The sequence below is a fragment of the Kitasatospora sp. NPDC001539 genome, from assembly GCF_040298565.1.
In the GTDB taxonomy this organism is placed as follows: Bacteria; Actinomycetota; Actinomycetes; order Streptomycetales; family Streptomycetaceae; genus Kitasatospora.
Genome location: NZ_JBEPAK010000428.1, coordinates 1 through 3078 on the forward strand (window position 1 = coordinate 1; position 3078 = coordinate 3078).

4 protein-coding genes are annotated in these 3078 nt (G+C 75.9%); 3 read left to right on the forward strand and 1 reads right to left on the reverse strand.

The genetic code is table 11. From position 1 onward, the window contains the following. From ABT247_RS32835 to ABT247_RS32845, 3 genes are all read left to right on the forward strand, one after another. Positions 1 to 707 (forward strand): acyltransferase family protein (locus ABT247_RS32835; RefSeq protein ID WP_350750160.1); only part of this gene is annotated, 707 nt, incomplete at its 5' end. A gap of 112 nt (positions 708 to 819) precedes the next feature. Beyond that, entirely contained in the window at positions 820 to 1185 is a 366-nt protein-coding gene (locus tag ABT247_RS32840) for an MmcQ/YjbR family DNA-binding protein (RefSeq protein WP_350750162.1), read from the forward strand. A gap of 196 nt (positions 1186 to 1381) precedes the next feature. Further along, positions 1382 to 2566 carry an alpha/beta hydrolase gene (locus ABT247_RS32845; protein WP_350750163.1) on the forward strand — a complete coding sequence of 395 codons (1185 nt, stop codon included), beginning with the start codon at positions 1382 to 1384 and terminating at the stop codon, positions 2564 to 2566. Positions 2567 to 2662: 96 nt separating this feature from the next. On the opposite strand, the gene ABT247_RS32850 is transcribed toward ABT247_RS32845, so the two are convergent. Further along, the coding region (locus ABT247_RS32850) for a WCX domain-containing protein (protein ID WP_350750165.1) at positions 2663 to 3078 on the reverse strand (416 nt) is incomplete at its 5' end.

Sequence of the window (3078 nt, forward strand, 5' to 3'; positions counted from 1 at the left end):
GGTTCGGCGGCTGGTCCGCCGGCCTGCTGGTGGCCGTCGTCGCGCTGGTGGACCTACTGCGGTACGGGCCGTGGGCCGAGGCGGTGCCGTCCTGGGTCGGACTGCTGAACATCCTGCCGGGCTGGCTGTTCGGCTACCAGCTCGGGGTGCTGTGGGCGCGGGACCGGCTCACCCGGCCGGCCGCCCGGCTGCTGCTGCTCGGCGGCGGGGCGCTGTTCGCCGCGCTGCTGCTGGCGTTCCACTACCCGGCGAGCATGGTCGGGGTGCCCGGCGTCGAGCGGACCAACTCGCACCCGCCGTCCCTGCTGGTGCTCGCCCTGGCGGCGGTGCAGTGCGGCGCCGCGGTGCTGCTGCGGGAGCGGCTGGGCCGGCTGCTGGCCAGCCGTCCGCCGCTGTGGCTGCCGGTCGTGGTGGTCAACCTGTCGGCGATGACGATCTTCTGCTGGCACCAGAGCGCGATGCTCGCGGTGGCGGTGCCCGGCGCGGCCGGTCTGGGGGCCGTCCCGGGGCTGACCACGGCACCGGACTCGCTCGGCTGGGTGGCCGCGCGGCTGGCGCTGCTCCCGCTGTTCGCCGCCGCCCTGGTGGCGGTCGGGTGGTTCGCCCGCCGCTTCGACGGCCCCTGGACGGCCCTTCCCCGGGCCGGCAAGGCGGCGGCGGGAACGGCGGCGGCGATCTTCGCCGCGTACGCGCTGGGCGTGGTGTGATCGCGCCCCTCAGTCAGTGCCCGCGCCGGCGGACGGTGCCGGCCACACGCCTCCGGTGCGCCACGGCGCGCGCCGGGGGCGTCTTGTCGCCGCCCTGCCCTAACCTGCCGTCATGGTGACGTTCGACGAGTTCCGCGCGATGGCCCTCGACCTGCCGGAATCCGCCCAGGAGCCGACCTGGGAGATCGAGACCCTGCGGGTCCGGCACAAGATCTTCGCGATGGGCGCGCCGGAGGGCGGCAGCGTCACCGTCAAGGCCTCCCCGGAGGACCAGGCCGAACTGCTGGCCGCCGAGCCCGAGGTGTTCTCCGTCGCCCCCTACGTCGGACGGCACGGCTGGGTGCGGGTCCGGCTGGACCTGGTCGACCGGGAGGAACTGCACGAGCTGGTCACCGAGGCGTGGCGGCGGACGGCGCCCAAACGGCTGGTCCGCGAATTCGACGCCCGGCACCCCGCCCGGGGCGCCGGAACGCCCTGACACGGACGCCTGGAGGACACCCCCGGTTCATGTGATCCATCCCACAGTTTAGGCGTGTCCGTCACTCAGCCGTGACCTCTACGCTTGCGCAGGGAAGTTCAGCAGTCCAATCGCACCCTCCGGGCACCGCCCGAGAAACGGTGACGGGCCCAAGGGAGTTGGTGCGGTGCGCAAGCGTCGACGCTGGAAGCGGGTAATGATCGGGGCGTTCGCGGGCTGCGCCGTGCTCGCCGACGCCGGTGCCTCGGCGGCCGCGGCCGCGGTCTCCTCCGAGCAGCTGGCGATCTCCACCCCTCCGGCCGGCAGCGCCGCCTGGATCCAGGACCACTCCTTCGGGCGCTCCCTGCCCGACCCGGCCGTCACCGGCCCGACCGAGGCCGCCGCCTTCTTCGCCTCGCTCGCCCCCACCGAGCTGGACCGGCTGGTCAAGGCCTACCCGCTGGTCGTCGGCAACTACGACGGCGCCCCGCTGGACCTGCGCTACCGCGCCAACCGGATCGCGCTGGCGAACGAGCGCGACGCCGCCCGGGCCCGCGCCGCGGACAAGAAGCTCGACGCCGAGACCCACGCGCTGGCCGTCTCCCGCGCCAACGACGTCGAGCGCCTGCTCGCCCCCGGCCGCCAGATCCTGGCCTTCGACCCGCGCGGCCGCGGCCTGGTCACCGAGGTGTGGGGCGACCTCGCCGACGCCGAGCGGATCTCCGTCCTGGTCCCGGGCTCGGACGCCGACCTCGGCCACTTCGACCAGACCGCCGAGCCGCTGCGCTCCCCCGCCGGGATGGCCCGCGCCCTGTTCGCCGAGGAGCGGCGCCAGGCCCCGGGCACCCGCACCGCCGTGATCGCCTGGACGGGTTACGTCACCCCCTCCGGCCTCGGCCCGGACGCCGCCACCTCCCGGCTCGCCGACGTCGCCGCGCCCCGGCTGGAGCGACTGCTGGCCGGCCTCAGGGTCACCACCCGGCCGGACGCGCCCCCGGCGCTGCTCTGCCACTCGTACGGCTCGGTGGTCTGCGGCACCGCCGCCCCGAAGATCCCGCGCGCGGCCGCCTCGCCGTCCGACACCTCGGGCATCACCGACATGATGGTCTTCGGCAGCCCGGGCATGGGCGTGCAGAGCGCCTCCGAGCTGGGCGGCGGCGTCCACGTGTGGGCCGCCCGCAACCCCAGCGACTGGATCGGCAACGTCCCCTTCCTGGAGGTCGGCAAGCTGGGCCACGGCGCCGACCCGACCGGCAGCGGCTTCGGTGCGGAGCAGATCTCCTCGGCCCGGGCCTCCGGCCACAACGGCTACTTCAGCGACGGCACCGAGAGCCTGCACAACTTCGCGGCGATCTCGCTCGGGGACTACCGGGACGTCGTCCGGACCACGCCCGAGTCCTGAACCGGCCGGGGCCCCGCGACCCCGCCCGGGTACGACCCGGCCCCCGCCACCGCCCCGCCGCGGCCGTGGCGCCCCTCCCCCGCCGGCCGCGACAGCTCAGTCCTGGTACAGCCGCAGGGCCTCCGCCGCCGACCGGGCCAACTCCCGCCGGGCGGCCGGCGGGGCCAGCACCTCGACGTCCGCGCCGAAGGCCAGCAGCGAGCGGACGGCCGCCGGGGCCGGGAAGGCCATCACCAGCTCGACCCACTCCTCGCCCGGGCCGGACACCGCCTCCGGCGGCAGCTCGGTGACCCGGCCGCCGTGGATGCGCAGGAACATGTCCAGCCGGCCGCGCCGGACCCGCACCCGCACCGGCACCTCCGTGGGCACCCGCTCCACCTGCTCGCGCAGCGCCGCCCAGACCTCGCCGAGCCCCATCCCCTCGCGACGCCGCACCGCCTCCTCGGTGGTCTCCGCGGCCAGCACCCGGTCCGCCCGGAACAGCCGCGGCTCGCCGTGCAGGTCGGCCACCA

What these genes read in the sequence shown, in the direction of transcription:
- ABT247_RS32840 (WP_350750162.1), top strand. Translation starts at nt 820, where the DNA reads ATGGTGACGTTCGACGAGTTCCGCGCGATGGCCCTCGACCTGCCGGAA.
- ABT247_RS32845 (WP_350750163.1), top strand. Translation starts at nt 1,382, where the DNA reads ATGATCGGGGCGTTCGCGGGCTGCGCCGTGCTCGCCGACGCCGGTGCC.